Source organism: Mycolicibacterium chengduense (genome assembly GCF_033741155.1).
GTDB lineage: Bacteria > Actinomycetota > Actinomycetes > Mycobacteriales > Mycobacteriaceae > Mycobacterium.
The window spans coordinates 101,288-125,544 of the sequence record NZ_JAWQNH010000010.1 but is presented as its reverse complement, the minus strand read 5'-3'; the positions used below and the strand labels follow the sequence as shown (position 1 = coordinate 125,544).

Here is a 24,257-nt window from a genome sequence, read left to right as displayed (position 1 = left end):
TGGGTACAAGCAGTCCGGTATTGGTCGGGAAAACCACCATATGATGCTCGATCACTACCAGCAGACCAAGAACCTGCTGGTCAGCTACAGCGAAAACGCCGCCGGCTTCTTCTAAACAGGCCATGACACCTCGGGTCCTGATCACTCGGCCGGCCGGGGAACTGCTCATCCACCTGCAGAAACGTCACGGCCCCTTGATGTTTCACCAGTCCGGTGCCGGCGGCGACGGCTCGTCGCCGGTCTGCTACCTGGTGGGGGAGTTCCCGATCGGCGACAGCGACGTGCTGCTCGGCATGCTCGACGTCGTCTCCGAACGCCAACCTTTCGGGGTCCCGGTGTGGGTGTCGGGCCCGCAGTACCCCGTCTGGGAGCACACCCAGATGGTCATCGACGTCGTCGCGGGCCGGGGAGCCGGGTTTAGCCTCGAAGCCGGACAAGGCGTGCGATTCTTGTCGCGGGCCCGCATCGTCAGCGGGCTGCAGAACTCGACATGCGATGCGTTGGAACCCGATCAGACTCGGGCTCAACATCTCAACGGTTAGGAGCAGCGTTGCCCGATTTCGTCGCAGCCATAGACCAGGGCACCACGAGCACCCGCGCCATGATCTTCGATCATGCCGGTGCCGAGATGGGGCGACATCAGCTCGAACACGAACAGATCCTGCCTCAGGCCGGCTGGGTCGAGCACAACCCGGTGGAAATCTGGGAGCGCACCGCGTCGGTGCTGACATCGGTGCTCAACAACACCAACCTGCAGCCCAACGACATTGCGGCACTGGGCATCACCAACCAGCGTGAAACATCGCTGGTATGGAACAAGCACACCGGCAGGCCCTACTACAACGCCATCGTGTGGCAGGACACCCGCACCGACCGAATCGCCTCGGCGCTGGACCGTGACGGCCGAGGCGACGTCATCCGTCGCAAGGCGGGTCTGCCGCCGGCCACCTACTTCTCCGGCGGCAAGATCCAGTGGATCCTGGAAAACGTCGACGGCGTGCGGGAGGCGGCCGAGAAGGGGGACGCCCTCTTCGGCAACAGCGACAGCTGGGTGGTGTGGAACCTGACCGGCGGCCCCCGCGGCGGCGTGCACGTCACCGACGTCACCAACGCCAGCCGCACCATGCTGATGAATTTGGAGACCCTGGACTGGGACGACGAATTGTTGTCGTTCTTCGGCATTCCGCGCCAGATGCTGCCGCAGATCCGGCCGTCCTCGTCGCCGGAACCGTACGGGACCACCCTGGCCACCGGCCCGATGGGCGGCGAGGTGCCGGTGACCGGCATCCTCGGTGATCAGCAGGCCGCGATGGTGGGTCAGGTGTGCTTGTCGGCCGGTGAAGCCAAGAACACCTACGGCACCGGCAACTTCCTGCTGCTCAACACCGGCGAGAAGATCGTGCGCTCGGACAACGGGCTGCTGACCACGGTCTGCTACCAGTTCGGGGACGCCAAACCGGTGTACGCCCTTGAGGGTTCCATCGCCGTGACAGGATCGGCGGTGCAGTGGCTACGCGACCAGCTGGGCATCATCAGCGGGGCCGCGCAGAGCGAGGCGCTGGCGCGGCAGGTCACAGACAACGGCGGGGTGTACTTCGTGCCCGCATTCTCCGGTCTGTTCGCGCCGTACTGGCGTTCGGACGCCCGCGGCGCCATCGTCGGATTGTCGCGGTTCAACACCAACGCGCACGTGGCGCGCGCGACGCTGGAGGCGATCTGCTACCAGAGCCGCGACGTGGTCGACGCGATGGAGGCCGACTCCGGCGTGCACCTGGAGGTGCTCAAGGTGGACGGTGGGATCACGGCCAACGAGTTGTGCATGCAGATCCAGGCCGATGTGTTGGGCGTCGATGTGGTGAAACCCGTTGTGGCCGAGACGACCGCGCTCGGTGCGGCCTACGCCGCCGGGCTGGCGGTCGGTTTCTGGAGCGATCCGTACGACCTGCGGGCCAACTGGCAGGAAGACAAACGTTGGTCACCTTCGTGGTCGGAAGATCAACGGGCGCAAGGCTACGAGGGCTGGCAGAAGGCGGTTGCGCGGACCCTGGACTGGGTCGACGTGTCCTAACTCGGCATCGGCCCCGGCGCAGCGCGCCGGGGCCGATGTGGTTCTACAGGGCCGCGACACCCGCCTCGGCCACGCTGACATCCTGCTCCACACTGCCCGCACTCACGCCGATCGCCCCGACCACCACGCCGTCGACGGTCAGCGGGATGCCCCCGCCGAAGATCACCAAGCCGCCGCAGGTCTGTTCCAGCCCGTAGAGCTCCGCTCCCGGCTGGGAGATCGCGGTCAGCGCGCTCGTGGGCGCATTCATCAGGATCGACGTGCGCGCCTTGCGAATCGAGATGTCGATGCTGGCCTTGATGGCACCGTCCATCCTGGCGAACGCCACCAGATGAGCGCCGTCGTCGACGACGGCGATATTCATCGGCTGCCCGATCTCGCGGGCTTTCTCGATCGCGGCGTCGACCACTCTGGTGGCGTCGGGCAGGCTGATGGATGTCATGACGGACCTTTCGAATCGGTTTTCCTGCAGAGACTTTGACGTTCGCGGGGTGCAGTGGCCCGCCGTCGATCATAATGGCCGCAATCACCGTGGTCAGGTGATTCATCCCGGACCGGTGTCCGGTGGCCAGAACCTGACCAAAACCTGACCCTTCGAACAGTAAGTGGGCAGTACCCGACGGAAAGTACACCTGCGCCTCGTGGGGCACAAAGACTGTGCGGCAGAACCTTTGGCGGTCGAGGAAGGGTGTGTCAGTGTCGAATATCGACATCTTCGTCTGGGAGTTCCTTGGCACTGCGGTGCTCTGCCTGCTCGGGAACGGCTCGGTGGCCGCTGTGGTACTGAAGAACTCGTTCTCGCACGGCGGAGGTGGCGACTGGGTCGTCATCGTGGTCGGCTGGGGATTCGCGGTGTTCGCCGGTGCCAGTATCGCCAGTCCGGCCGGGGCCCACCTCAACCCCGCCGTCACCCTCGCGGTCGCCATGTCGGGCGGGGTGCCCTGGTCATCGGTCCCGGTGTACTGGGCGGCGCAGGTACTGGGCGGCTTCGTCGGCGCCTGGTTGTGCTGGGCCGCCTTCAAACTCCAATTCGACAACATGGACGACAACTCCGGTACCCGCGGCATCTTCTGCACCTCGCCGGCCGTCCGGGGGATCCCGTGGAACATCGTCACCGAGGTGATCGCCACCTTCGTGCTGGTGTTCTGGATTCTGACCAACCCGCAGATCAACACGAACCTGGGTTACGCGGCGGTGTCGTTCGTCATCATCACCATCGGCTTCGGGCTCGGTGGACCGACCGGCTACGCCATCAACCCGGCCCGGGACCTCGGCCCGCGGCTGGCTTACGCGTTGATGCCGATCAAGGGCAAGGCCAGCGCAGGCTGGGACTATGCCTGGGTGCCGGTGGTGGCCCCACTGATCGGTGGGGCGCTGGCCGCCGGGTTGGCTGGGCTGCTGCCCGGATAACGACGCGGCTCCCAAATCCGACGTTCTGCAGGCACTTTCGGGTGTTATCCCACCAGAACGTCGGATTTCGGGTGTACGGGGCGGGTCAGCCGCTCAGTTGCGCGGCCAGCGGCCGGCAGGCATGCCCCGGCACGAAACCCGCGACCGCACCGATGACGGTGGTCGCCGGCGGGCGCACCGCCGCCGAGCGCGCGGCCGCGGCGATCGTCGCCAGATCCGCCCGGATCACTCGCTGGCCGGCCAGGGTGCCATCGGCGATCACGGCGGCCGGGGTGCCCGGGGCCAGCCCGCCGTCCAGCAGGGCGCGGGTGATCTCAGCGAGGTTGGCCACCGCCATCATCAGCACGATCGTGGTGTTCGCCCGCGCCAGCGCGGTGTAGTCCACCGTGCAGTCCGGATGCTCCGGCGGCACATGGCCGGACACCACCGTGAAGCCCTGGGTGAGGCCGCGGTGGGTGACCGGGATCAGAGCCGCTGCGGGTGCCGCGATTGCCGAGCTGACACCGGGAATCACCTCGACGGTGACTCCCGCTCGCACGCATTCGTCGGCCTCCTCACCGCCGCGGCCGAAGACGAACCCGTCACCGCCTTTGAGCCGCACCACGGTGCGCCCGGCGCGGGCGTGCTCGATCAGCATCGCGTTGATATCGTCCTGTTCGGTCCGGCGCCCGCCGGGAATCTTCGACACGTCGATGATCTGTGCTTGCGGTGCAATGTCATTGAGCGCACCCACCGGCGCCAGCCGGTCGGCCACCACCACGTCGGCACGGCTCAGCGCCTCCCGGCCGGCCACGGTGAGCAGACCGGGATCACCCGGTCCGCCGCCGACCACGATCACCCGTCCGTCCCGTTGCGGCCCCGGACGTCCCGCGGGCTCGTCGGAGACGATGCAGAACAGTCCGCGCCGGCGGGCCTGTTCGGCGATGCGACGATCGGTCACCGGGACACCGGTGTGGGCGAACAGCAGGTCGGCCGCCTCCATATCGGTGGCCTCGACATCGCGCTGGCACAACGCGATCAGGCCGCGATCGGCCAGATCGGACAGATACGCGGCGGGCCGGACCGCAAACACGGTCACCGTGGCCCCGGCCGACACCAGCGCGCCGACCACGGCCAGCGCACGATCATCGGATCCGACCACCGTGACCGCGCGTCCGCGCACCGGCAGGCGCAGGGCGATATCGCCGCTGCCGCCGTCAGCCATGGCGCCCCCGCAGCACGGTGGCCACCAGGGCTGCCCGGCTGTGTACCCCGAACTTGTCCATGATGTTGTGCAGATGGAACTTCACCGTCGCCTCCGAGATGAACAGCGTGGCGGCGATCGCCCGGTTGTCCAGACCATTGGTGAGCAGGCCCAGCACCTCACCTTCCCGGCGGGTGAGCAGGCGTGCGTAGCCCGGTTCGGACTGCGCCCGCAATTCCGTGATGAGGGTGTCGGCGCTGCGGGCGTCGAGGGCGCTGTGGCCGTCGAGCACCCGTTCGATGGTGTCGAGCAGATCGGCCGACGACGACCGGCGGTCCACCACGCCGTCGACCCCGGCCCGGACCAGTGGGAGAGCCGGTTCGCGGGGGTCGTCGCCGTCGATGACGGCCACCACTTTGGGTGCCGGATCGAGTTCGGCCAGCAGCGCCGCCAGCTCGCTCGCAGCTTCGGCGCCCACCACCAACAGGTCGGGAGCCAGCGCGTGCAGCCGGTCCGCCAGGCCGGGGCCATGCTCGAAGTCCGCCACCAGCGCGATGGCATCGCTCTGCCCGGCGACGTGCATCAGGCCGTGCCTGAGCAACTCGTCGTTCATCACGAACACCGTGCGCACCGGGCCAGGCTGGGTGAAAGTCGCTGGTGCACCGCCGATTTCGGGGGAGCGATCGATCCCCGCGCCGCACCTGACCGGTTCGGGGGGTGCGTAGCGCGTCTGTGACCAGCCCATGGTCGATCTCCGTCCTGCCGCTGAGCGGCGAATGCTACGGACGGCAGCGTTGCACCGGGGTTGCAAAGAGACGAAGTCAGTCGGTGCCGCCCGGCTGTGACGCAGCCAGCACACAGTCCCCGCACAGTCCCGACCGCGGCACCTGGTAGTACAGACAACAACTGCGCCGGGTGAACCGATCGCCGGTGAAACTGCCGGTGCCGGCCAGCGCACCGGTGTGGACCAGCGCCCGGACCAGGGCGCGGCCCGGGACGAGAAGATCGGGGCGGGTCATCCCCAGCACCGTCACCGCACCATTGGCCGCCGACGCGATATTGCCGCGACTGACCCGGGTGGACAGCGCGAACAACCGGTCCAGCTGGTCGCCGAGGGTGAGCAGCGCCGACACCACGGTCGCCGAGATGGTGCCGGCCGATCCGGTGTCGGCCCACTCCGGGCCCGCGACGGCGAACCGCGGGGTGTGGCCGTGCGACGGACACCAGCGCACTGAGTGCAGGTCGAGCAGGGGGATGGCGCCCAAGCACAGCGCCGCCCCGATCACCGGTGACAGCAGCCGCGCGGTGACCCCCAGCTGGAATGACGACGCCGCCACCCGCACCGGGATCCGCTGCGGCGGGCACTCGGCCGTCGTCGTCATCGCCGCGTGCGTGCGCCGGACGTGATCGGTCAGCGTGGCATCGGTGAAAAGGGCTGGCAAGCACTGCCATTCGGTGTCCGGATCGGCATTCGAGAGGACGGGCAGCGTGAAGTACTCGCCGAGCGCGGCCAATTCGGCCAGCTCGGCGCCGCCGGGTGTGCTGCCGCCGCTCATGGTGGTTGCACGCTAGCGCCGCAGGCGCGGCGCCGACCCGCCGATACCGCAGAACTGGCCGGATGGTGGAGTGGTGAACCTCACCGAACGGTGGGGCCGCCGCGACAGCAACACGCTGACCAGCACGTTTGGCGCGGATGATTGCTGCAACGTCGGTGCAACGTGACACGAGACACAATGGGCGGGTCGCGGCCAGTCCGTGTCACAACGATGGAGTGATGGACCGAGATGACCCCTTCGGGCGGTCATCCCTCAACTGGGAGTAGTGCATGACGGAACCCACCCTGGACCCCGCGACCGACTACCCGCTCAGTGTCCACCGACGCGATCTGCTGTTCACCCCCAACGGCAAAACGATCGACGACATCACCATCGACGCCGTGGTCGCCGGTGACATCGAGGCGACCGACCTGCGCATCACCCCCGACACCCTGCGACTGCAGGCCCAGATCTCGGAGAAGGTGGGCCGGCCCCAGCTCGGGGCGAACCTGCGCCGCGCGGCCGAGATGACCGCCATCCCGGACGCCAGGGTGCTGGAGATCTACAACGCGTTGCGGCCCAACGCCTCGACCAAGGCCGAGCTCGAAGCGATCGCCGACGAACTCACCACCCGGTACCAGGCCAGCCACCTGGCCACCCTGGTGCTCGAGGCGGCCGACGTCTACGAGCGCCGCGACATCCTGGCCACCAGCGAATAGGAGAACCGAATGACTGCAGTAGCTCCCCATCCGGCCGCCGTCCGGCAATCGCTGCGCACCCAGGCATTGGAAGCCCGACCGGTCAATCTCGACGGCTTCGTCGAGGAGTGGCCCGAAGTCGGGATGGTGGCCATGGACAGCCCGTTCGATCCCGAACCCAGCGTCCGGGTGGAGAACGGCCTGATCGTCGAGATGGACGGCACCGCCCGCGCCGACTTCGACTTCATCGACCAGTTCATCGCCGACAAGGCGATCGACGTGACGACCACCGAACAGTCCATGGCGATTCCGGCGGACCAGATCGCCGGCATGCTCGTCGACCCGGGTGTCAGCCGCGACGACGTCATCGCCGTCACCAAGGGCCTCACCCCGGCCAAGCTGCTGGCCGTCGCCAAGAAGCTCAACATCGTCGAGATCATGATGGGCATGCAGAAGATGCGCGCCCGCCGTACCCCGGCGAACCAGGCGCACTGCACCAGCGCCCGGGACAACCCGCTGCAGGTGGCGTGTGAGGCCGCCGAGGCCACCCTGCGCGGATTCGCAGAAGTGGAAACCACTTTGGGTGTCGTCCGGTATGCGCCACTGGTCGCCATGGCGCAGGCCATCGGAAGCCAGGCCGGTGCGGCCGGCGCCCAGACCCAGTGCGCCCTGGAAGAGGCCACCGAACTCGAACTCGGCATGCGCGGGATCACCGGGTACGCCGAGACCATTTCGGTGTACGGCACCGAACCGGTCTTCGTCGACGGCGACGACACCCCGTGGTCGAAGGCGTTCCTGGCGGCGGCCTACGCGTCCCGCGGCATCAAGATGCGCTTCACGTCCGGTACCGGATCCGAGGTGCAGATGGGCAACGCGCAAGGAAAGTCCATGCTGTACCTGGAGATCCGCTGCATCCTGGTGACCAAGGGAGCCGGGGTGCAGGGCCTGCAGAACGGCTCGATCTCCTGTATCGGCGTTCCCGGTGCGGTGCCCGGCGGTATCCGCGCGGTGGCCGCCGAGAACCTGATCGCGTCGGCGGTGGACCTGGAGTGCGCGTCCGGCAACGACCAGTCGTTCTCACACTCGCCGATGCGGCGCACCGCGCGGCTGATGCCGCAGATGATGCCGGGCACCGACTTCGTGTGCTCGGGCTATTCGGCGGTGCCCAACTACGACAACATGTTCGCCGGGTCGAACGTCGACAGCGACGACTTCGACGACTTCAACACCATTCAGCGGGACCTGCAGATCGACGGCGGTCTGCGGCACGTGAAGGAGTCCGAGATCCTGGCGGCGCGCACCAAGGCGGCCAAGGCGCTGCAGGCGGTGTTCAAGTACCTCGACCTGCCGCCGATCACCGACGCCGAGGTCGAGACGGCGGTGTACGCCAACGGAAGTCAGGATCTGATACCCCGGGACGTGCTGGAGGATCTCAAGGGTGCGCAGCAGGTGATGGACCGCAACATCACCGGATTGGATCTGGTGAAGGCGCTGGAAGCCACCGGCTTCTCCGATATCGCCGAGAACCTGCTGGCCAGCCTGCGCCAGCGGATCTCCGGTGACCTGTTGCAGACCTCGGCGATCCTGACCAAGGGTGCGCCGCTCTCGGCGATCAACGACGCCAACGACTACGCCGGCCCCGGCACCGGCTACCGCCCGTCGGGTGAACGGTGGGAAGAGATGAAGCGGCTTCGTCACGTGACGAGCGCGTCGAACCCCGAAGAAGAGGTGCAATGACCGTGTCGAGCAACGATGTTCAACGCGAACTGACCTTCACCGAGACCGGTCCCGCGACGCGCGGCAGCCGGCCCGACGAGGTCGTGATCGCCATCTCGCCGGGTTTCGGAGAGCTGTTCAGCAAGACCATCGTCGACATCCCGCTGTCCGAGGTGATCCGCCAGGTGCTGGCCGGTATCGAAGAACAGGAGGTCGCCGCCCGGGTGATCCGGGTGCGCAACTCCTCCGACCTGGCGGCGATGGCGCACACCGCCGCCCGGCTGTCGGGATCGGGCATCGGGATCGGCATCCTGTCCCGGGGCACCTCGATGATCCACCAACGTGACCTGCCGCGGTTGTCCAGCCTGGAACTGTTCCCGCAGTGCCCGTTGCTCACCCTGGAGACCTACCGGCGCATCGGATCCAACGCCGCACAGTACGCCAAAGGTGAATCCCCGGAACCGGTTCCGACGCTCAACGACCAAATGGCCCGCCCACGCTGGCAGGCCAAGGCCGCGTTGCTGCACCTGAAGGAGACCGAACTGGTGCGTAAGGACGCCAAGCCGGTCGAGCTGATGCCGGAGTTCTCCGCAGCCGCGGTGGTGTGATTCGGGTTTCGGGTTGGGAAACGACAGCGGTAAACGCACGGTGGTCGGGGTCGACATCGGTAACTCCACCACCGAAGCCAGCCTCGCCACGATCGGCGCCGACGGCGAGGTGGAGTTCCTCGGGGCTGCCCTGACCCGCACCACCGGCATCAAGGGCACCGTCAAGAACGTCGAGGGCGTCGCCAAGTCCGTGGTGTGGGCCCTGCAGCACGGCGGGATCGCCATCGCCGATCTGGATGTGGTGCTGCTGAACGAGGCGACCCCGGTGATCAGCGGGCTGGCCATGGAGACCATCACCGAGACCATCATCACCGAATCGACGATGATCGGTCATGATCCGCGCACCCCGGGCGGACGCGGTCTGGGGGTCGGCACCATCGTCGACTTCGCGTCGTTGAGCGACGCCGCGCCGGGCACGCCGCTGATCGTGGTGGTGCCCGCCGATATCGACTTCGACGTGGTCGCGGCGAACATCAACGCGGCGGTGCACCGCGGGGTGGAGGTCACCGGCGCGATCCTGCGCAACGACGATGCCGTGCTGGTGGCCAACCGGCTGGACACCAAGATCCCGATCATCGACGAGGTCTCGCTGATCGAAGCGGTGCCGCGCGGCATGACCGCCGCCGTCGAGGTGGCCGCGCCGGGGCAGTCCATCCGGACCTTGTCGAATGCCTATGGGCTGGCAACGATCTTCGGGCTCGACCCCGACCAGACCAGGGTGGTCTCACCCGTGGCTCGGGCACTGACCGGCAACCGGTCGGCAGTGGTGGTCCGGACGCCGTCCGGCGATGTCGCCGACCGGACCATTCCGGCGGGGGCGCTCACGCTGATCGGCGCCCGCAAGACCGCGACGGTCGACGTCTCCCGCGGCGCGGTCGAGATGATGGCCGAAGTGGAGCGCGTCAGCCCGCTGCGGGACGTCACCGGCGAGGCCGGCACCAATGCCGGCGGCATGATCGCCAACGTCCGCCAAAGCATGGCCGATCTGTCCAATCACCCGCTGGCCGACGTGCACATCCAGGATCTGCTGGCCATCGACACGCTGGTGCCCAAGGAGGTGCGCGGTGGGGTGGCCGGCGAGGTCGCCCTGGAGAATGCCGTCGCGCTGGCGGCGATGGTACGCACCAAGGAAAGTGGCATGCAGGCCGTCGCCGACGCGGTGGCAGTGCAGCTGCGCGGCCTGGGCGCCGAGGCCGTCGAGGTCGTGGTGGGCGGCGTCGAAGCCGAGATGGCGGTGCTCGGCGCGCTGACCACCCCGGGCACCGACAAGCCCCTGGTGGTGCTCGACCTGGGCGGCGGATCGTCGGACGCTGCGGTGATCCAGACCGACGGGCGAACCGAGGCAACGCATCTGGCCGGTGCCGGCGATCTGGTCACCAAGCTCATCGACGCCGAGCTCGGCCTGGACAACCTGGAGCTGGCCGAGCAGATCAAGCGCTGCCCACTGGGCAAGGCGGAGAGCTTCTTTCACGTCCGGCTGGAGAACGGCACCGTGCAGTTCTTCGACACGCCTTTGCCGGCAACGGCTTTCGCGCGGGTGGTGACACTCGGCGACACCGGGATGAGTCCCATCCCGACCCGACACCCGCTCGACCGTATCCGCACCGTGCGGCGCACCGCCAAGGAGCGGGTATTCGTGGTCAACGCGCTGCGGGCCTTGCGGGCGATCGCCCCTGGCGGTGATCTGCGCCAGATCGGATTCGTGGTGCTGCTCGGCGGCTGCGCGCTGGACTTCGAGATCCCGCAGCTGATCGCCGATGCCGTCGCTCCGTACGGAATCGTCTGCGGCACCGGCAACGTGCGCGGCACCGAGGGGCCCCGCAATGCGGTGGCCTCCGGCTTGGTGGCGGCCTTCGCGACGGCCGGGGTGACCGCTCATGCGTGAGGGGGGTCAACCCGTCCCGCCGGCGATCGTCGTGATCAGCAGTGGGGCACAAGATCTGGAAGATCACGTGCTGGCCGGTATCGAGGAGGAAGGCGTCCCGGCGGTGCTGGCGCGGCGGTCGACCGACGACGACGCACACCTGCTGGCCCGCTCGGCGGCGCTCGACTCGTCGCTGTCGGTCGGTGTCGGGATCGACGCCGACGGCGCGATCAGCGTGCAGCACGAGCAGCTGGCGGGGCCCACCGTGGGCCTGCACAGCGGGCCCGCGGTCAGCTCGGTGGTGGCACGCACGTTGGGACACAACGCCGCTCGGATCGTCGTCGGTATCCCGTTGCGTGCCGTGACACCGTGACCCTGCCCCTGATCTGACTGTGACCGTGACCAACCCGCTGAACAATGGAGGTGTGCCCGCCATGGGCGATTACCGGGAGCTCTATCAGGCCAGCATCACCGAGCCTGCCGCCTTCTGGGCGCAGGCCGCCGATGCCGTCACGTGGAGCCGCCCACCCCAGCGGGTGCTCGACGACAGCAATCCGCCGTTTTACCGCTGGTTCCCCGACGGTGAGCTGAACACCTGCGTCAATGCCCTGGATCGGCACGTGGCCGGTGGCCGCGCCGAGCAGCCGGCGCTGATCTACGACTCCCCGGTCACGGAGACCAAACGCACCTACACCTACCGCGAATTGCTGGACGAGGTGGCGCGTTTCGCCGGTGTGCTGCACGGGCTCGGCGTGCGCAAGGGCGACCGGGTGGTCATCTACATGCCGATGATCCCGGAGGCGGTCATCGCCATGCTGGCCTGCGCCCGGATCGGCGCGGTGCACTCGGTGGTGTTCGGCGGGTTCGCCGCCCACGAGCTGGCCGCGCGTATCGACGACGCCCAGCCCACGGTCGTCGTCTCCGCCTCGTGCGGCATCGAACCGTCGCGCACCGTCGCCTACAAGCCGATGCTCGATGCCGCACTGGAGGCGTCGGCGCATCCGCCCGCGCACTGCGTCATCGTGCAGCGTGACCAGGCGCCGTGCGAGCTGGTGGCCGGCCGCGACGTGGACTGGCACGAGGCGATGTTCACCGCCACCGCGCAGGACGCGGTCCCCGTCGCTGCCACCGACCCGCTGTACGTGCTCTACACCTCGGGTACCACCGGCAAGCCCAAGGGGGTGGTGCGCGACAACGGCGGCCATGCGGTGGCCCTGTTGTGGAGCATGCGCCACATCTACGACATGGCACCCGGTGAGGTGTTCTGGGCGGCCTCCGACGTCGGCTGGGTGGTGGGCCACTCCTACATCGTCTACGGGCCGCTGCTGCTGGGCGCCACCACCGTGCTCTACGAGGGCAAGCCGGTCGGCACCCCCGATCCGGGCGCGTTCTGGCGGGTGGTCGACGAGTACCGGGTGAAGGTGCTGTTCACCGCTCCGACGGCGATCCGCGCGATCCGCAAGGAAGACCCGGACGGCAACTACCTGGCCCGCTACGACCTGTCCTCGCTGGCCCATCTGTTCCTGGCCGGTGAACGGCTGGACCCCGACACCTATCACTGGGCGGTGCGCAAGCTCGGGATCCCGGTGGTGGACCACTGGTGGCAGACCGAGACCGGCTGGGCCATCGCCGCCAACCCGGTCGGGGTGCAGCGCCTGGCGTTCAAGGCGGGCTCACCGACGGTCCCGATGCCCGGATACGACGTGACGATCCTGACCGCCGACGGGGTGCCGTGCGGGCCGGGGGAGGAGGGCGCGGTCTGCATCCGCATGCCGCTGCCGCCCGGCACGCTGCCCACCCTGTGGGGTGACGACGCCCGCTTCGCGGCGTCCTACCTGAGCGAGTACCCCGGCTACTACCTGACCGGTGACGGCGGCTACCTCGACGAGGACGGCTACCTGTTCGTCATGGGCCGCATCGACGACGTGATCAACGTCGCCGGGCACCGGTTCTCCACGGGCGCGATCGAGGCGGTGCTGGCCACCCATCCGGCGGTGGCCGAATGCGCGGTCATCGGGGTGGCCGACGAGATCAAGGGGCAGGTGCCGCGCGGATTGGTGGTGCTCAAGGCCAACGTGGCGGGGCAGCTGTCGGCCGAGACCCTGGCCGACGAGCTGATCGCCCTGGTGCGTAACGAGATCGGTGCGGTCGCCAGCTTCAAATCGGTCGACGTCGTGCCCGCGCTGCCCAAGACCCGCTCGGGCAAGATCCTGCGCAAGGCCATGCGCGGTATCGCGCACGGCAAGGACGAGCCGCTGCCGTCGACCATCGAGGACCCGGCGGTGCTGCACGCGCTGCGGCCGATCCTGGCCCCCTGAGCGGGACCGCCGCACCGCACCCGGCTCGGGCGTTTTGACCTGCGGTGACGGCGCCCGGTAAGCTGCTCCGTTGGTGTGCGCCGCCCCCATGCGGGGAGGTGGTTCCCAGGTCAACGTCGGTCGCTGGGATTTGACGGGCGCACACCGGACCGGCAACACCAACCCGAGAAGAGAAGGTAGGGACTGTGCCTACATACACGCCGAAGGCGGGTGACACCACGCGTCAGTGGTACGTCATCGACGCCCAGGACGTGGTGCTCGGCCGACTCGCCGTGGAAGCAGCCAAGCTGCTCCGTGGCAAGCACAAGCCGACGTTCACGCCCAATGTCGACGGTGGCGATTTCGTCATCGTGATCAACGCCGAGAAGGTCGCCGTCAGCGGCGACAAGCTCAACAACAAGTTCGCCTACCGCCACTCGGGTTACCCGGGCGGTCTGCGTAAGCGCACCATCGGCGAGCTGCTGGAGAAGCACCCGACCCGCGTCGTCGAGAACGCGATCGTCGGCATGCTGCCGCACAACAAGCTGAGCCGTCAGATCCAGAAGAAGCTGAAGGTGTACGCCGGCCCGGAGCATCCGCACGCCGCGCAGCAGCCGGTTCCGTTCGAAATCAAGCAGGTGGCACAGTGACCGAAGTGACTGGGACCGAGACCGAGGTGACCGAAGAGGTCTTCGAGGAGTCCCCCGAGACCGGTGAGACCACCGAGGTTTACGAGGAAGCGGTCATCGAGGACGCCGCTCCCCGTGAGCCCGTCTACATCGACCGCCCGATCCAGACCGTCGGCCGCCGCAAGGAGGCCGTGGTCCGCGTTCGCCTGGTGCCCGGCACCGGCCAGTTCCACCTGGACGGCCGCACGCTGGAGAACTACTTCCCCAACAAGGTGCACCAGCAGCTCATCAAGGCCCCGCTGGTCACGGTGGACCGCGTCGACCAGTTCGACATCTACGCGCACCTCGATGGTGGCGGCCCGTCCGGGCAGGCCGGCGCGCTGCGCCTGGCCATCGCCCGGGCGCTGATCCTGGTCCAGCCCGAGGACCGTCCGGCGCTGAAGAAGGCCGGCTTCCTCACCCGCGACCCGCGTGCCATCGAGCGCAAGAAGTACGGCCTCAAGAAGGCCCGTAAGGCGCCTCAGTACAGCAAGCGCTGATCGTTTCCGCTCGTCGGCGGGCGTGTCGCAGTATGGACACGCCCGCCTTCGGCATTTCATGGAAGAGTGCAGCCGCACGCGAGGAGGACCACACGAAGATGCGCCGACTGTTCGGGACCGACGGAGTGCGCGGTGTCGCCAATCGCGAGCTGACCGCCGAACTGGCGCTGGCGCTGGGTTCGGCCACCGCCCGGCTCGGCAACATCGAGACCGCCCGCCGCCGGATCGCCGTGGTCGGCCGGGATCCGCGGGCCAGCGGTGAGATGCTCGAAGCGGCCGTCATCGCCGGCCTCACCGCCGAGGGCGTGGACGCGCTTCGGGTCGGTGTGCTGCCCACCCCCGCGGTGGCGTACCTGACCAACGCCTACGACGCCGACTTCGGCGTGATGATCTCGGCCTCGCACAACGCCATGCCGGACAACGGCATCAAGATCTTCGGCCCCGGCGGGCACAAGCTCGACGACGCCACCGAGGACCGCATCGAGGAACTGGTCAACGCCGGCCCCGGTAGCCGGCCGCTCGGTGCCGGTATCGGGCGGGTGGTCGACGCCGGTGACGCGCTGGAGCGCTACCTGCGACACGTGCAGAAGGCCGTGAGCACCCCGCTGGACGGGCTGACCGTCGTCGTCGACTGTGCCAACGGCGCCGCGTTCCAGGCCGCACCGCGCGCTTACCGCGCCGCCGGTGCCACCGTGATCGCGTTGCACGCCGAACCCGACGGCCTCAACATCAACGACCACTGCGGGTCCACCCACATGGACACCCTGCGGCACGCGGTGCTCGCCCACCACGCCGACCTGGGCCTGGCCCACGACGGTGACGCCGACCGTTGCCTGGCCGTCGACGCCCGCGGTGAGATCGTCGACGGCGACGCCATCATGGTGATGCTCGCGCTGGCCATGCAGGACGCCGGCGAACTGGCGTCCAACACCCTGGTGACCACCGTGATGAGCAACCTGGGATTGCACCTGGCGATGCGCGCAGCCGGGATCGAGGTGCGTACCACCGCGGTCGGTGACCGCTATGTCCTCGAAGAGCTGCGCAACGGCGAGTTCTCCCTGGGCGGTGAGCAATCCGGTCACATCGTGCTTCCCGCCTTCGGCACCACCGGCGACGGGATCGTCACCGGGCTGCGCTTGATGTCGCGGATGGCCCAGACCCGAGCCAGCCTGGCCGAGCTTTGCCGGCCCATGCAGACGTTGCCGCAGGTGCTGATCAACGTCGCGGTGACCGACAAGACCACGGTGGCGCAGGCGCCGTCGGTGCAGACGGCGGTGGCTGCCGCCGAGGCCGAACTCGGTGATACCGGGCGAATCCTGTTGCGTCCGTCGGGAACCGAACAGGTGGTCCGGGTGATGGTGGAAGCCGCCGACGAGGACACCGCTCGTCAGTTGGCCGTGCGGGTCGCCGAATCGGTGAGCGGGCACAAGTAGTTTCTCCGCTCCGCAGGGAACCGATCGGGTGTCCGCCGCGTCCTAACCAGCATGGGATACACGCGTATCGACCCCGGCGCGGTGCTCGAGGCCGCGCAGCGCTATGACACCGCGGCCGGCCTGCTGGAATCGGCGCTGCACTCACATCTGGCGCGGCTCAGCTTCGACGGATCTCGCGCCGGGCGGTCCTACGCCGACTCCGGTGACGCCGTCCGCCGCGCGGTCGAACGCAGCTGCGCCCAGCTGGCTGACTGGTCTCGGGCGGCGCGGGAAATTGCCGTCCTGCTGCGCACATCGGTGCAGGACTACACCGACGCCGACAGCCGCGCGGCGGGCCGGCTCGGATGACCGGCCAGGACGTCGACGGTGCACTCGCCCGGGGTGCGCCGGCCGTCGAGGTGCTCACCGACTATGTCGCGGCCTGCCGCGCGCTCGGCCATCCCGCCGCCGAACCCGGACAACTGCACGACGCGTACACCGCCGAGGACGGCATGGATCTGGGTGCACTGGATGCCGACTGCGCTGCTGTCGCCGCGGCGTTGGGTGTGGTGGACGAGGCGGTCCGGTTACAAGATGCCGCGCGGGTGACGCTGGCCGGGGTGTGGCAGGGCCCGGGTGCCGACGCGGCAGCCGCGGTCATCGGGCAGCATGCGCAGTCGTCGGCGCTGGCGGCGGCCGCGCTGCGTCGGGTCGGCGACACATTGGGCCAATTGCGGGACACCCTATGGGAATTGGTGAGCGGCAAGGTGGCTGCCGTCCAGGACATCGAGGACCGGGCGCAACGGGAACAGTGGTGGCCGGCGGCGCGAGCGGTGGCCAGCGGCGCGGGCGCCCAGGACACCGCCAGTGAGATCGTCGACGGCAAGGTCAACCCGTTCGTGACGGTCGCGATCGGTTCCGACTGGGCCGATGTCATGCAGTCCACTCAGCGTTCGGTCCGCGATGCGTACGACGCCGCGGCAGTGGGGATCTCGGCCGATCCGCCGGGGTTCGGTGCGCCCGCCGCGGCGACGACCCCCGCCGCGGCGGCACCTGCACCGGCGTTGGCCCCCGAACCGGCCGCGGTGCCGACACCCGCGACGGTGCCGGCGGGCGATCTGGGATCGGGCCTGTCACCGATGGGCTCCGGTGTGACCGGTATCGGGCAGCAGATCGCCGATCTCATCGGCAGCCTGCTGAATACGGCGTCCGATGGCACCGGCACCGAATCGCTGGACCTCGACGAGCCGGACGGGGATCGCGTCGGCCCCGACGACGAAACCGACACCGAAACCGACGACGAAACCGACGAGCCTGAGGACGAGGAGGTCGACGAAGAACCCGCAGATGATGCCACCGGCGACGAACAGGAGCCGACCGAAGAGTCTGCGGGGCCGCCCGCTGACGCGCCGGAAAGCACCGAATCCGTTGCCGCACAGTCAGACCCGCCAGTCCCCACCTCGGTGCCCGAACCGGTGGCCGAGGCCGTGGCTCCGCCGGCCGCCCCGGCACCCGATGCGCTCCCGGAGCCGCCGCGCACCCCCTGTGAGATCGCCGCCGACGAGTTGCCGCAGGCCGGTGGCTGATGGCGGTGATGGAAACAGTCGCTCGATCGATCCACGATCAGTGAATCGAATGCTGGGCGAAGCAGATGTCCATGACCTAATATGAGTAGGTAAAACGCTGTCATCCGGAACGTGTGAGTCGGTGGCAGCGCTCAGACCAGCCGTCGCTCGGTGCGAGGCCGCACGGCATGGCCGGCGAGTCAGGGGTCGCATGAGCGCGCAGCGCCGACGATACGTGTCGAATCCAAGTGTCGCGGGAGTCGACGATGCCCCGTCCCGCTGAGCCACGGGTCAGTCGGTCCAGCGCGGTGCGCGCCGCGGTGTCGATCATCGGCGCCGAGGGGTTGGATGCCTTCACCATGCCCCGACTGGCCGAAGAATTCGGTATCCGGGTGCCGTCGCTGTACCACCACTTCCGGGATCGAGATGATGTCTTGCTCGCAGTCGTGCAATATGTCGCGGGCACCGCAGTGGCGTCGTCCGATGTCGTGCCTGGTCCGGACTGGCCGGACTTCTTCGTGACGCTCGCCGTGAACTTCCGTCGTTCGTTTCTCTGCCACCCCAATGCCACACCGTTGTTGCTGCGCTATCGTCCGCGTGACCTGCTCCCGGGCGGATACGAGGCCGCGGCCGTCTTCCTGAAGCAGTCCGAAGTGCCTGTGTCGCTGCACATCCGCATTCTGGATGGGATGGAGACGCTGATGATCGGGGCCATCATCTGCGAGGTGATGAGCCCGGTGTACGACGGGCGGAACAGCTTTCACGGTTGTGGTCTCGAACCAGCCTCCGCGGTGTCCGATGCGCTTCGAGCCTGTCGCATGGACGCCGAGGCCATGTTCGAGGGTAAGGTGCGAGCCTTCCTTTCGGGCGCGGCACGGGCAGGACGACCTCGGTGATGGCGGTTGGTTTACCTAATGGCGTGAGGTATTGACGCCGTTGCGGGCGGCCGCCTACTGTGATCGCGGACCGTGCCGCGCATCGTGTGAAGCCCGTGTGCGGCACGTATGCGACCGCCGACCGGGCCGAATCCCGGCGTCGATGCTGTCTCATCGTGCACCCGGTGCGGCGGTTGGTTGAGAGGAGAAAGACAGTGACGTGGGTGTCGATGGGTGCACCGTTGGCCGGGCTGAGGATCGTGGACACGACGATCGGCGACGTGAGCCAAGCGACCCGTCTGTTGGCCGATCTGGGCGCCGACGTCGTGAAGGTCGAACCCGTGGGAGGATGCCCGGAACGTCTTCGGCCGCCGCTGATCGACGGGCACGGTGTCGCTTTCGCGTTGCACAACGCCAACAAGCGAAGTGTCATCCTGGACGCCTCGGACGCCGGCGACCGTGAACGGTTCCTGGCTCTGGTGGAAGGTGCCGACATCATCGTCGACAGCGGAAATCCCGGCCAGGTCAGCACTTTCGGGGTGTCCGTTGAAGCATTGGCCGACCGTTACGAACATCTGGTCGCGATGTCGGTGACCGACTTCGGCACCGAAGGGCCGCGCGCGCATTGGCGCGCCGACGATGCCGTGTTGGTGGCGATGTCGTCGGTCTTATCGCGCTCGGGAGCACCCGATGGCCCACCGGTTCTGCCCCCGGCGGGTATCGCCTCGGCCACGGCGGCGGCGCAGGCGGCGTGGGCGGTGCTCATCGGCTACTTCCACAGATTGCGTACCGGACGTGGGGACTACATCGACTTCTCCCGCTACGAGGCGGTCTTGCAGGCTCTGGACCCGCCATTCGGCGCGCAAGGACAGGCGGCGGCGGCCCGTGGGCTCAGCGCCGCGCGTCGGGGCAGGCCGAAGAACCAGGACTCGTATCCGATCTTCGCATGCCGCGATGGCTGGATACGCATCTGCATCCTGTCACCTCGGCAGTGGCGTGCGATGCGGGCGTGGTTGGGTGAGCCTGCTGAATTCCAAGACGCCGAATATGACAGCATCAGCGCACGCGCGGCGGCTTTCGATCGCATTCGCACGCTGATCGCGGAACTCTTCGCCCAGCACTCGACGGAGCACCTTGTCGCCGAGGGTGCCGCGCGGGGCGTCCCGGTCGCGGCCATCCTGGCTCCCGCGGAGGTGAGGGATTGCGCACACTTCCGCGCCGTGTCGGCCTGGAAGAACGCGGAGTTGGCCGGCAGAACGACCGTGACGGTTCCCGACGGCTGCGTCGTCGTCGACGGGGAGCGGGCCGGTGTGCGATGGCTCGCCGGCCCTGCAGGAGAGACCGAGCCGGCCTGGCCGGATCGGCCGGCAATGGTGGCCACCGCGGAGACACCGATACGCCCGTTCAGTGGCTTGAGGGTTCTCGATCTGGGAGTCATCGTCGCAGGGGGAGAGCTGGGCCGACTGTTCGCCGATATGGGCGCCGAGGTCATCAAGATCGAGAGCCCCTCCTATCCCGATGGGCTGCGGCAGGCGAGGCCGGGTCAGATCATGAGCGAATCCTTCGCCTGGACGCACCGCAACCAAGCGTCCCTGGGGCTGGATCTGCGCACCGCGGGTGGCGCCCAGGTATTCACCGAGCTGGTCGCCGGCGCCGACGCGGTGTTCGCCAACTTCAAGCCGGGAACCCTTTCCGCGCTGGGCTTTTCCTTCGAACGGTTAAAGCAGATCAACGACAGGCTGGTCGTCACCGAAAGCAGTGCCTTCGGTGACGATGGTCCGTGGCGCTCCCGGCTCGGCTACGGCCCCCTGGTGCGATCGTCGACCGGTATCACTGCGCTGTGGGCCACCGAGGACCCGCCGCGGCCCGACGCACAGTATCCGTTCTCCGATGCGGTGACGGTGTTTCCCGATCACCTGGTGGCACGCCTGGCTGCGGTGGCGACGCTGGCCGCCCTGATCCGGCGGCACCGCACCGGTGTCGGGAGCCGCATTCACATTTCGCAGGCCGAGACCGCGGTCAGTCAGCTTGACGCGCTTTACACGGTGTCGTGGGCACAGGCCGACGGGACCGCCGTGACCGAGGACATGACCGTGCACGGTGTCTATCCGTGCGCCGGAGATGACGAATGGTGTGTCGTGACCATCGGCTCCGACTCCGACTGGATCGCCGTCCTACGAATACTCGACGCCTCGAGTCTGGAGGCCGACCCACGGTTTGTATCGGCTGACGGCCGCTGGCAGCATCGTGACGAAATGCGCAGTGCACTGGCTTATTTCACTCGCCGGTGCGGCGCCCAGGACATCGCTGTGGCCCTGCAGAATGCCAAAGTCCTTGCCGCGCCGATGTTGCGGGGAAGCGACATCATCGATGAGCCACAGGTGCGGGCGCGGGGACTGTACTCGGAAATGACCCATCCACTGTTCGACGTGCCGTTGCCGACCGAGACCGGGCCTGCCCGGTATCGGCGTATCCCACCGGCCGAGCTACAGCCGGCCCCGCTTCTCGGTGAGAACACGGTCGCGGTGTGCACCCGACATCTGCAGATGGACCCCGCGGAGGTGGATCGGCTGATCGCTGCCGGTGCCCTCTTCGCACCGACATCGACTGTGAAGGTACAACCAGCATGACACCGTCCAGCGCAGCACCGACGCGCACCGACGCCGCCCGCCTGTTCGTCGGCGGTACCTACCGCGTAGCCGAACACACCGTGCCGATGATCGAGGCCGCCACGGGGGAGGTCTTCGGCGACGGTCCCAACGCCACGACATCCGACATCGACGACGCGGTTGCTGCCGCGCACGAGGAGCCCGCGCTGAGGTGGGCGGCGGCCCCCGCCGAGGAGCGTTCGGAGGTGCTCAAGCGGTACGCCCTGGCCTTGCGGTCTCGTGCCGATGCCACTGCGCGGCTGGTGAGCCGGGAGAACGGTATGCCGATTACGCTGTCCCGTGCGGTGAACGGGATCTTTCCCTCGGCGTTGGTGGGCTATTACGCGAAACTGGTGAAGGCGTCGGAGGCCGAGGAGATCCGTCCGGCTCTGGTGGGGCACACCGTGGTCCGCCGGGAGCCGGTCGGTGTGGTAGGGGCCATCACGCCCTGGAATTACCCGCAGGCATTGGCGATCATGAAGATTGCGCCTGCCCTTGCCGCCGGTTGCCGGGTGGTTCTCAAGGCAGCCCCCGAGACGGCGTTGGACGCCCTGGTGTTTGCCGACGCCGCCGTCGAGGCGGGCATTCCACCGGGCGTGCTCAGTGTGGTGCCTGGTGATGCAGCTGCCGGCGCACACCTGGTGAGCCATCCCGGGGTGGCCAAGGTGGCGTTCACGGGATCGACCAACGCCGGCCGGGTTATCGGTGCCGAGTGTGGTCGGCTGATCAAGCCGGTCACCTTGGAACTCGGTGGCAAGTCGGCGGCTGTGATTCTCGACGATGCGGACCTGCATACGACCGTTGCCGGTCTGCGGACAGCATCGTTCGTCAACAACGGGCAGACGTGCCATCTGAGCTCGCGCATACTGGTGCCCACCACTCGCTACCACGAATTTGTCACCGCCATCGCGGATCTGGCCACAAGCCTCGTGGTGGGAGATCCGCTGGACGACGCAACCGATGTCGGTCCGCTGGTCAGCGCCCGGCAGCGGGACAGGGTGCTGGAGTACATCGAGATCGGCCGCGACTCCGGTGCCCGGCTCGTCGCCGGCGGCGCGGTGCCGGCGAATCGGCCACGCGGGTGGTTTGTCGCCCCCACCGTCTTCGCCGATGTCGACAACGGAGATCGTATCGCCCAGGAGGAGATCTTCGGTCCGGTGATCGCGATCATCGGCTACGACGACGAGACCGAGGCGATCAGCTTGGCCAACGATACCGAGTTCGGTCTGGCCGGAACGGTCTGGTCGACCAACACCGGGCGCGCACTTGATGTGGCCCGGGCGATGCATACCGGTTCGGTGGGGGTCAATCACTATCAACTGGATATCCAGTCGCCGTTCGGTGGAGTCAAGTCCAGCGGTCTCGGTCGTGAGCTCGGTCCGGAGGGACTGGACGCCTATCGGGTGACCAAGTCGATGTACTGCGCCGACCCGGTCACGGGTTAGGACACGATGAGGACGGTCCCCCAGGGGCGTGATCTGGCTGCCCAGATCGCTACCGCACCGTGGCATGTCGAAGATTTGCGCGTCGGCGACTGGATGGACCTGGGCGCCGCGCAGGTGCACCGAGATGAGGTGCTGGCGTTCGCCGCCCGATTCGACCCACTGCCCATTCATCTCGACGAGACGAACCCGGTGTTCGGCGGCGTCATCGCCAGCGGTGTGCATACCCTGGCCTTGTTCTCGAGTCTGGCTTCGCGTCAGTTCATTCCACGACTTGCGCTGGTGGCGGGCAAGGGAATCGAACAGCTGCGTCTTCCGTTCCCCGTGCGGCCGGGCGCAACCCTGACCGGTGCCGTCGAGATTGCCGATATCGTCGAACAGGTCACCAGGGCGGAGGTGACCTACCGGGCTACCCTGACCGACGAGGAAGGGCGGGTGGTCCTGAGTTTCCGCGGGATCGCCGTCGTAGCCCGGCGGTCGGCAGCAGGCTAGAGCCGGGCGGCGAAAGCCGCGAAATCCGCTCGGTCAGAACGACCCCCGGTGCGGGCAGATGTTCTGGACAGACCGGTCGGCAAAGTGCAGGGCCAACCCGATTCCCCAGTCGGGATGCATCGACAGCACGTGACGTCCGGCGTCCCAGAGCGAACCGCCGTCCGGCGGTTGCATGAGTTCGCATACCGCCTGTCCTTCCAGGACCGCCTGCCGGCCGTTCATCACGACGCCGTCCCCGGCGATCGCCTGGAGGAACACGGAGTAGTTGGCGCTGGAGTCGACGTTATCCGGCTGGGCGCTCGCCGGAATCTCGGAAACCACAAGTGACAGTGAAAAGAGGCCAACCGCAAGGTTTCTCCACATACCAGGCACTCTAGGCTCCTCGTCCTCAGCTGCGTTGCCGTTTGATCTGCCCGTGTGACAGTGTTCGGCGCTCCGCCGGATCAGGCCAGTAAAACTAGCAGCAATAGCCTCGGCTCGACCGGCAGTTGACACCATAATCCTACGACCATAAGGTTGTGGACGGCGCACGCTGTAGCTTTGCTGGCCCCGGCGCTCCAATCGGAAACGGCAGGCTGCTCCCTGCCTGGTGGTGCCGACGCGGGATCGTTCCGCGCTGCGTGCAGGGCCGTCGCGCCGGTGTCGGCGCGTGGACCGGGAGCATCATGAGGGGACAGCCTTGGATACGTACAAGCGTTCGTTGGGTGTGTTTATCGGAGCGCTCGCTGTCGGTATGACGGGTGCGCAGTCAGTGCACGCCGATCCGCTGGTCCCGCCCACGCCGGCCGAGATCAGCTTCCTGGACCAGGCACGTCGCGTCTTTGCGGCCAGCCACAACCCAGCGGCCTTCCGTAGCGACGGTCAGTTGCTGAGTGATGGTTGGTATGCCTGTGACAAGCGTGCCGCAGGTTTCGTCGGGACCGAGGCGACCTTGGTCACTCCGGCGCTCACCCAACTGGCCTTTATCTACCTGTGCCCGTGACGAATTCCCGGCATTTTGGTACGCCTCGGGGTTGCCCGTCCGTAACGTAGCGGCCGTCGAGAGGGTGGCGCACGTCCGAGCTGGGGCTGGATCGACTGGCCTAGTGAGACTTCTGGCCAATCATTCGTGCCCACGAGCACGCTGGCGAATCGTGTCATTTCCCCTGTGGTCGATGCAGCCCCGAAAGATCCACTGTGAGAGCGCTTTAGGTTCCGTTCTTGCCCGGAAAGACCTGTCTGCGTGGGGGTGGGGCGTGGTGGTCAGCGCTGCCCCGACGCCTGGCCTCGGCTCGAT

Annotated in this window: 24 protein-coding genes; 19 read left to right on the top strand and 5 right to left on the bottom strand. The window is 67.8% G+C overall.

The features are described 5' to 3' along the window. Window positions 1-122 precede the first annotated feature (122 nt). Both SBI67_RS28170 and glpK read left to right on the top strand, forming a co-directional pair. On the top strand, window positions 123-542 hold the full coding sequence (locus SBI67_RS28170) for a DUF779 domain-containing protein (protein WP_318983730.1): 420 nt from the start codon (window positions 123-125) through the stop codon (window positions 540-542). Window positions 543-550: 8 nt separating this feature from the next. Then, a complete protein-coding gene (gene glpK / locus SBI67_RS28165; protein WP_318983729.1) occupies window positions 551-2,068 on the top strand; it encodes a glycerol kinase GlpK in 1,518 nt (505 codons plus the stop codon). 43 nt (window positions 2,069-2,111) lie between these two features. Here the strand turns inward: glpK and SBI67_RS28160 are convergent, their stop codons facing one another. Continuing rightward, complete coding sequence (locus SBI67_RS28160) at window positions 2,112-2,510, bottom strand: GlcG/HbpS family heme-binding protein (RefSeq protein WP_266046543.1); 399 nt, start codon at window positions 2,508-2,510, stop codon at window positions 2,112-2,114. A 254-nt stretch (window positions 2,511-2,764) separates the two neighbouring features. Between SBI67_RS28160 and SBI67_RS28155 the strand changes: the two genes are divergently transcribed. Further along, window positions 2,765-3,478 (top strand): MIP/aquaporin family protein, encoded by a 714-nt coding sequence (locus tag SBI67_RS28155; RefSeq protein WP_318983728.1) that lies wholly within the window; start codon window positions 2,765-2,767, stop codon window positions 3,476-3,478. An 85-nt stretch (window positions 3,479-3,563) separates the two neighbouring features. Here SBI67_RS28155 and cobA read toward each other — a convergent pair whose 3' ends face one another. The 3 genes from cobA to SBI67_RS28140 all read right to left on the bottom strand — a co-directional run bounded on the left by cobA (window position 3,564) and on the right by SBI67_RS28140 (window position 6,217). Continuing rightward, a complete protein-coding gene (cobA, locus tag SBI67_RS28150; protein ID WP_318983727.1) occupies window positions 3,564-4,682 on the bottom strand; it encodes a uroporphyrinogen-III C-methyltransferase in 1,119 nt (372 codons plus the stop codon). Continuing rightward, window positions 4,675-5,292 (bottom strand): response regulator transcription factor, encoded by a 618-nt coding sequence (locus tag SBI67_RS28145; protein WP_318983726.1) that lies wholly within the window; start codon window positions 5,290-5,292, stop codon window positions 4,675-4,677. The genes cobA and SBI67_RS28145 overlap by 8 nt, the downstream gene beginning before the upstream one ends. 190 nt (window positions 5,293-5,482) lie before the next feature. After that, window positions 5,483-6,217: a (2Fe-2S)-binding protein gene (locus SBI67_RS28140; RefSeq protein WP_318983725.1), complete on the bottom strand. Its 735-nt coding sequence runs from the start codon at window positions 6,215-6,217 to the stop codon at window positions 5,483-5,485. A gap of 269 nt (window positions 6,218-6,486) precedes the next feature. Here SBI67_RS28140 and SBI67_RS28135 point away from each other — a divergent pair, with 269 nt between their 5' ends. From SBI67_RS28135 to SBI67_RS28065, 15 genes are all read left to right on the top strand, one after another. Then, the gene (locus SBI67_RS28135) at window positions 6,487-6,915 is read left to right on the top strand and encodes a diol dehydratase small subunit (protein ID WP_318983724.1); all 429 of its coding nucleotides are present in this window, start codon (window positions 6,487-6,489) and stop codon (window positions 6,913-6,915) included. Window positions 6,916-6,924: 9 nt separating this feature from the next. Then, on the top strand, window positions 6,925-8,631 hold the full coding sequence (locus tag SBI67_RS28130) for a propanediol/glycerol family dehydratase large subunit (protein ID WP_318983723.1): 1,707 nt from the start codon (window positions 6,925-6,927) through the stop codon (window positions 8,629-8,631). Continuing rightward, window positions 8,628-9,218: a propanediol/glycerol family dehydratase medium subunit gene (locus SBI67_RS28125; RefSeq protein WP_318983722.1), complete on the top strand. Its 591-nt coding sequence runs from the start codon at window positions 8,628-8,630 to the stop codon at window positions 9,216-9,218. The genes SBI67_RS28130 and SBI67_RS28125 overlap by 4 nt, the downstream gene beginning before the upstream one ends. A 13-nt stretch (window positions 9,219-9,231) precedes the next feature. Continuing rightward, window positions 9,232-11,103: a diol dehydratase reactivase subunit alpha gene (locus SBI67_RS28120; protein ID WP_318983721.1), complete on the top strand. Its 1,872-nt coding sequence runs from the start codon at window positions 9,232-9,234 to the stop codon at window positions 11,101-11,103. After that, on the top strand, window positions 11,096-11,455 hold the full coding sequence (locus tag SBI67_RS28115; RefSeq protein WP_318983720.1) for a glycerol dehydratase reactivase beta/small subunit family protein: 360 nt from the start codon (window positions 11,096-11,098) through the stop codon (window positions 11,453-11,455). Before SBI67_RS28120 ends, SBI67_RS28115 begins: the two co-directional genes overlap by 8 nt. Window positions 11,456-11,516: 61 nt before the next feature. Continuing rightward, window positions 11,517-13,400, top strand: coding sequence for a propionyl-CoA synthetase (locus tag SBI67_RS28110; RefSeq protein ID WP_318983738.1), 1,884 nt, complete (start codon window positions 11,517-11,519; stop codon window positions 13,398-13,400). Between the two features lie 185 nt (window positions 13,401-13,585). After that, the gene (gene rplM, locus SBI67_RS28105) at window positions 13,586-14,029 is read left to right on the top strand and encodes a 50S ribosomal protein L13 (protein WP_024455524.1); all 444 of its coding nucleotides are present in this window, start codon (window positions 13,586-13,588) and stop codon (window positions 14,027-14,029) included. Between the two features lie 26 nt (window positions 14,030-14,055). After that, window positions 14,056-14,547 carry a 30S ribosomal protein S9 gene (gene rpsI / locus SBI67_RS28100; RefSeq protein ID WP_413232584.1) on the top strand — a complete coding sequence of 164 codons (492 nt, stop codon included), beginning with the start codon at window positions 14,056-14,058 and terminating at the stop codon, window positions 14,545-14,547. A 98-nt stretch (window positions 14,548-14,645) separates the two neighbouring features. Further along, window positions 14,646-15,980, top strand: coding sequence for a phosphoglucosamine mutase (gene glmM, locus SBI67_RS28095; protein ID WP_318983719.1), 1,335 nt, complete (start codon window positions 14,646-14,648; stop codon window positions 15,978-15,980). Window positions 15,981-16,031: 51 nt separating this feature from the next. After that, complete coding sequence (locus SBI67_RS28090; RefSeq protein WP_318983718.1) at window positions 16,032-16,328, top strand: type VII secretion target; 297 nt, start codon at window positions 16,032-16,034, stop codon at window positions 16,326-16,328. Continuing rightward, on the top strand, window positions 16,325-17,545 hold the full coding sequence (locus SBI67_RS28085; RefSeq protein ID WP_318983717.1) for a hypothetical protein: 1,221 nt from the start codon (window positions 16,325-16,327) through the stop codon (window positions 17,543-17,545). Before SBI67_RS28090 ends, SBI67_RS28085 begins: the two co-directional genes overlap by 4 nt. Before the next feature lie 287 nt (window positions 17,546-17,832). Continuing rightward, window positions 17,833-18,420: a TetR/AcrR family transcriptional regulator gene (locus SBI67_RS28080; RefSeq protein WP_318983716.1), complete on the top strand. Its 588-nt coding sequence runs from the start codon at window positions 17,833-17,835 to the stop codon at window positions 18,418-18,420. A gap of 209 nt (window positions 18,421-18,629) precedes the next feature. Then, complete coding sequence (locus SBI67_RS28075) at window positions 18,630-21,029, top strand: CaiB/BaiF CoA transferase family protein (protein WP_318983736.1); 2,400 nt, start codon at window positions 18,630-18,632, stop codon at window positions 21,027-21,029. Next, entirely contained in the window at window positions 21,026-22,492 is a 1,467-nt protein-coding gene (locus tag SBI67_RS28070) for an aldehyde dehydrogenase (RefSeq protein ID WP_318983715.1), read from the top strand. The genes SBI67_RS28075 and SBI67_RS28070 overlap by 4 nt, the downstream gene beginning before the upstream one ends. Window positions 22,493-22,498: 6 nt before the next feature. After that, window positions 22,499-22,981 carry a MaoC/PaaZ C-terminal domain-containing protein gene (locus SBI67_RS28065; RefSeq protein WP_318983714.1) on the top strand — a complete coding sequence of 161 codons (483 nt, stop codon included), beginning with the start codon at window positions 22,499-22,501 and terminating at the stop codon, window positions 22,979-22,981. Between the two features lie 33 nt (window positions 22,982-23,014). On the opposite strand, the gene SBI67_RS28060 is transcribed toward SBI67_RS28065, so the two are convergent. Continuing rightward, on the bottom strand, window positions 23,015-23,344 hold the full coding sequence (locus tag SBI67_RS28060; RefSeq protein ID WP_318983713.1) for a DUF732 domain-containing protein: 330 nt from the start codon (window positions 23,342-23,344) through the stop codon (window positions 23,015-23,017). Window positions 23,345-23,714: 370 nt separating this feature from the next. Between SBI67_RS28060 and SBI67_RS28055 the strand changes: the two genes are divergently transcribed. Further along, a complete protein-coding gene (locus SBI67_RS28055) occupies window positions 23,715-23,963 on the top strand; it encodes a hypothetical protein (protein WP_318983712.1) in 249 nt (82 codons plus the stop codon). Window positions 23,964-24,257 lie beyond the last annotated feature (294 nt).

Bases quoted from the DNA above. Each gene is read 5' to 3' on its own strand.
- SBI67_RS28170 (WP_318983730.1), top strand. From the start codon at position 123: ATGACACCTCGGGTCCTGATCACTCGGCCGGCCGGGGAACTGCTCATC.
- SBI67_RS28160 (WP_266046543.1), bottom strand. From the start codon at position 2,510: ATGACATCCATCAGCCTGCCCGACGCCACCAGAGTGGTCGACGCCGCG.
- cobA (WP_318983727.1), bottom strand. From the start codon at position 4,682: ATGGCTGACGGCGGCAGCGGCGATATCGCCCTGCGCCTGCCGGTGCGC.
- SBI67_RS28140 (WP_318983725.1), bottom strand. From the start codon at position 6,217: ATGAGCGGCGGCAGCACACCCGGCGGCGCCGAGCTGGCCGAATTGGCC.
- SBI67_RS28135 (WP_318983724.1), top strand. From the start codon at position 6,487: ATGACGGAACCCACCCTGGACCCCGCGACCGACTACCCGCTCAGTGTC.
- SBI67_RS28130 (WP_318983723.1), top strand. From the start codon at position 6,925: ATGACTGCAGTAGCTCCCCATCCGGCCGCCGTCCGGCAATCGCTGCGC.
- SBI67_RS28125 (WP_318983722.1), top strand. From the start codon at position 8,628: ATGACCGTGTCGAGCAACGATGTTCAACGCGAACTGACCTTCACCGAG.
- SBI67_RS28115 (WP_318983720.1), top strand. From the start codon at position 11,096: ATGCGTGAGGGGGGTCAACCCGTCCCGCCGGCGATCGTCGTGATCAGC.
- SBI67_RS28110 (WP_318983738.1), top strand. From the start codon at position 11,517: ATGGGCGATTACCGGGAGCTCTATCAGGCCAGCATCACCGAGCCTGCC.
- glmM (WP_318983719.1), top strand. From the start codon at position 14,646: ATGCGCCGACTGTTCGGGACCGACGGAGTGCGCGGTGTCGCCAATCGC.
- SBI67_RS28090 (WP_318983718.1), top strand. From the start codon at position 16,032: ATGGGATACACGCGTATCGACCCCGGCGCGGTGCTCGAGGCCGCGCAG.
- SBI67_RS28085 (WP_318983717.1), top strand. From the start codon at position 16,325: ATGACCGGCCAGGACGTCGACGGTGCACTCGCCCGGGGTGCGCCGGCC.
- SBI67_RS28075 (WP_318983736.1), top strand. From the start codon at position 18,630: ATGGGTGCACCGTTGGCCGGGCTGAGGATCGTGGACACGACGATCGGC.
- SBI67_RS28070 (WP_318983715.1), top strand. From the start codon at position 21,026: ATGACACCGTCCAGCGCAGCACCGACGCGCACCGACGCCGCCCGCCTG.
- SBI67_RS28065 (WP_318983714.1), top strand. From the start codon at position 22,499: ATGAGGACGGTCCCCCAGGGGCGTGATCTGGCTGCCCAGATCGCTACC.
- SBI67_RS28060 (WP_318983713.1), bottom strand. From the start codon at position 23,344: ATGTGGAGAAACCTTGCGGTTGGCCTCTTTTCACTGTCACTTGTGGTT.
- SBI67_RS28055 (WP_318983712.1), top strand. From the start codon at position 23,715: ATGACGGGTGCGCAGTCAGTGCACGCCGATCCGCTGGTCCCGCCCACG.